The following is a 3,858-nucleotide window of genomic DNA, read 5'->3' as shown; positions in this document are numbered from 1 at the left end:
TCAAGTCTGTGAACTCCGGTCAAAAATAGCTGCTTTAGGACTAATGATTCCCATCACTCTCGTATTAGATAATGCCCGCTATCAGAAATGTAAAATTGTTGAAAAATTGGCTCTTTCTTTGTCAATAGAGTTACTCTATTTACCGTCTTATTCGCCTAATCTAAATTTAATTGAAAGGCTGTGGAAATTGGTCAAAAAGAAATGTTTATATGGTAAATATTATGAGAACTTTTCTGACTTTTCTTCAGCTATTTATGAATGTCTGAATGATGCCCATCTGAAACATAAAAAAGAACTGGATTCCTTGTTGACTCTACGATTTCAGAAGTTTAATAAATCTCAGATTATGAACGTCTAAAGTATAACGTTCAGCTGCGTTGTTGAAGTGCCTTTTACCTTTCTGGACTTGACCTGATACTTCTTCCCATCTGGAGCCTCGATGTCGGCACTTGCGCCAGAGATACGGAGTAACTTTCCGCCGTAGTGCCGATGCGCCAAATATTCGGCGTACTCGCCGACAATATTGCTCGTTCTACCAAGTGCTTCAGCAAGCCTGTTCGAATACTCATTGTACTTGAGCCAAAGCTCTTGGAGGCTTTCCATCACTCTCTCTATGAAACATGACTATGTATTATACAGATTTTTTCCGTATAACGTTGCCCATCCCCGCCGCAGATAATCTCTGCATCAACCGATCACCTTTCGGCGGTTGGTGTGCATGGGCGTTGTTAGCTGGCAATCACTTGCTTCAATGAATTAGCAGGGTGCGTTCCCCAAAATCTATCGGTGCAGCAGTAGGAGCCAGATTAGGAAACGCACCCTACAGCGATAGCGAGCTGCTCCGAGACAATCACTTGCATTAAAACAAAATAGGGCGGGTTACATTTTATTAACGCACCCAACAAGATCGGCGATCGCACTCTTGACTACAGCGATAGCGATCAAACTTAGGCTGGGTTAGATTTGGTTAATGCACCCGACCATATCTGCGATCGCTCTAAAGTAACCACCCCCGCTCTAATCCTTGTTCTACCCCACCTTCCCAATCTTTTGTAAGGTGATTGCGGACAGTTTGATACAGATGCCATACGACATTGGGATCAATAGGTTTCTTGTGGTAACTGTCAGCAAATCGAAATTCCCTGTCTGTGTTTTTCTGTTTCCGAAAAACGTATATTTGATCAACCTCATACTTGCGGAGATTGACGGCACTGGTAAGCTTAAGCCATTCCATGACAACTATGTACAAAGAATTAGGGTTACGAGCTTTCAATTGTTCAGCAGCACGCGATGACCCTTCAAGCATTGTCTTATCCAGATACGTTTTGCATTCAATAGCTACAGCAGCTATATCAAAGTAGTGTATTTCAGAGTTTTCTTGCCAACGCGCAGTATATTCGCCCGGTTCCTCGGCAATTCTCAATTGCCCATCCTTTTCATGGTTGCGATTTGTCTTCAAATCAAGGTTTGCCGATATGGTTACCCCAATTACAAAGTCATGATCTTTGATCTCAATGCGAGCATGAGCACGTTCCATCATGCCTTGATAATTAGGTGGGGCAAAAAATATGTCCTTGAAGGCATGGGATTTGCCGATAAGTGCGTTTTCCCCAAAGTCTGCTACTAAATCACGGAACAAGTAGTACAAAAATTCTTCCAGAACAGAGGAATGAAGATTAGAGCGAGAGTCAAACTTTTCTGCATAATGTTGTTGATCAAGAAAATCTTTATACTCTTCAAGCAGAACAACACGTTGTTGAACTATTTCTTGATCCTGATCTAGGCACTTCGCAGATGGCCCAATTAACTGGGCATTGGCTAGATGCCAAGCATTGTATTTTTCTCTAATCTCAGCGAGATATTGACGGCTCTCTGCGTCCAAGTATTTCGTCTGATGTGCTTCTTTTTGAAGCAGATTGGAACCGTGTACTAACATCAAACAACTCCTTGCGTAAATGAATTGCTATCGCTCTGGCTAACAAAGGTGGAACGGCATTGCCTATTTGGTTATATTGGCATAAATGGGCATCTTCCAACCGCCCTTCGCGTTTTAGTAATTTATGGGAAGGAGTTGTTTTCTTGCCCATAAATCTGTACCAATCAGGGAATGATTGAAGGCGTGCTCCTTCTCGTGCCGTAATATTTCTGTGTTGAAAAGGATGTATAAAGTTGGCATAGAAAGAAGCGGCAATGGTATGAGACGGTTTATAAGGATGCAACCTGCGATTGTTCTGGTCATAAGCCTGATGAGACAGATTGCCATTGCCGTTACGTGTGCGTGGCATGTGTTCTGGAGGGACATCTGCGCTTGATTCCCCCCATCCTATATGTTTGAATCTTTCGACCAGACGAGGTGAATGATTCATTGCTACATGATTGAACAGCGCATTAGAATTTTCTCTTGCCCATTCCTGATAAGAATTTGTCGGTCTATGCAAATATGCCTGCACCTCGCACCCTTCACTAGCTTGTAGATTTGGCAAGTCAGATATTGCGTCCCACAAAGTTATCGCGGGGACAAGAGAAAATTCTCCCTTTGGGAATGATGATAATTGTTCATTTTGTTCTGGATAACCTGTGATATCTAGATTATGGTTTATTTGGGGTTCCCCGATTTTATCTATACCTAAATTGTTTCCGACAATGAATATTCTTTCCCTAGTTTGAGGCACACCGAAATTGGCGGCATTCAATACCCAAAGTTCTACACTGTAACCAATATTTTCAAATGTGTTTTGGATAATGTCTATCACGCGCTCATGTGCCGCATTTTTTCGTGACAATAACCCTTTTACATTCTCCATTACAAAGGCTGTAGGTTGTAAATACTCAACCCATCGAGCAAAATCAACAAACAAGCTGTTTCGAGGATCCTTTGGATCTTTTTGCGCTGGACCAGCAATACTAAAGCCTTGACAAGGTGGCCCTCCAATGATTAAGTCAGGCTTAATAGAACAAACAGACTTGATTTCATCAGGTGCTTGGAAATCACGAATATCTTTCTCTACAACAACGTGCTGTTTATCATTCTCTCTTAAGGTATCACAAGCCCATTGATCAAATTCCAGCGAGCATAATAAATCATACCCAGCCAACTTAAACCCTAGACCAAACCCACCCGCACCCGCAAAAAGGTCGATCACCTTTAACTGCTTTACATCCATTCTCAATCCCTTTTCATTTTCACCTAAAACACAACCATAATTAGAACGTGTATTCTACCACTTAAGAAGGGATTGTGGGAAGACATGGCTGCGCTAACCATCAATTATACCGCCTCCTGCGATCGAGCAACCCCCTCTATATTAGAACTCTTGCATAGATCCAACACCACTAAATAAAACCCTATACGACACCGTGCGGTTTAATCACCTCAATTTGGGGATAATTACCCCACAGAGGGGTCTAGCATTCCACTCAAGACGTGAAGACGACAATACCAAGCAATTGAGGCGGCATATCTCCCCATCTCCCCAAATCCCCCCGCAACGCGCACGAAGTGGTCTCCCCCCGCAACGCCCAGCAACTGGTCTCCCGAAAAAATTTTAGATTTTCTTAAGATCGACCTGAAAAACATTGGCTATTTTTTCCAATATAGTGTAAGTTAAGAAAAGTAAAGATTTCTCACAATTCTTCCACACATCTGCTCGCCTGCTCAGATGGATGGAGGAGAGAGCGCGGAATCTTAGCAATAATATACATTTTTCGGAGAAAACCCCCATGACCATTGCTGTCGGACGCGCCCCAGAAAGAGGGCTGTTTGATGCTCTCGATGACTGGCTCAAAAGAGACCGTTTCGTCTTCATCGGTTGGTCTGGTTTACTACTCTTCCCCTGCGCCTTCATGGCCCTAGGTGGA

Annotated in this window: 4 protein-coding genes and 1 pseudogene; 2 read left to right on the top strand and 3 right to left on the bottom strand. The window is 42.9% G+C overall.

The window, feature by feature from the left end; all coding sequences use genetic code 11:
* On the top strand, positions 1–358 hold a 358-nt coding region (locus tag O9290_RS11430), incomplete at its 5' end, for a transposase (RefSeq protein ID WP_288087066.1).
* Here the strand turns inward: O9290_RS11430 and O9290_RS11425 are convergent.
* The 3 genes from O9290_RS11425 to O9290_RS11415 all read right to left on the bottom strand — a co-directional run bounded on the left by O9290_RS11425 (position 355) and on the right by O9290_RS11415 (position 3,164).
* Positions 355–603 (bottom strand): DUF6998 domain-containing protein, encoded by a 249-nt coding sequence (locus O9290_RS11425; RefSeq protein ID WP_288057656.1) that lies wholly within the window; start codon positions 601–603, stop codon positions 355–357. The two genes, O9290_RS11430 and O9290_RS11425, sit on opposite strands and share 4 nt — an antisense overlap.
* 394 nt (positions 604–997) lie before the next feature.
* Positions 998–1,936, bottom strand: a complete 939-nt coding sequence (locus tag O9290_RS11420) for a Bpu10I family restriction endonuclease (protein ID WP_288087064.1) — start codon at positions 1,934–1,936, stop codon at positions 998–1,000.
* Positions 1,851–3,164: a DNA cytosine methyltransferase gene (locus tag O9290_RS11415; protein ID WP_249264989.1), complete on the bottom strand. Its 1,314-nt coding sequence runs from the start codon at positions 3,162–3,164 to the stop codon at positions 1,851–1,853. Before O9290_RS11415 ends, O9290_RS11420 begins: the two co-directional genes overlap by 86 nt.
* A gap of 556 nt (positions 3,165–3,720) precedes the next feature.
* Here O9290_RS11415 and O9290_RS11410 point away from each other — a divergent pair.
* A pseudogene (locus O9290_RS11410) lies at positions 3,721–3,858 on the top strand (photosystem II D2 protein (photosystem q(a) protein)); the annotation flags it as partial.

Source organism: Microcystis sp. LE19-41.2A, from assembly GCF_027530405.1.
Classification (GTDB): Bacteria; Cyanobacteriota; Cyanobacteriia; order Cyanobacteriales; family Microcystaceae; genus Microcystis; species Microcystis aeruginosa.
Note: the sequence above shows the minus strand (reverse complement) of the source record. Positions and strands in the feature narration are given on the sequence as shown.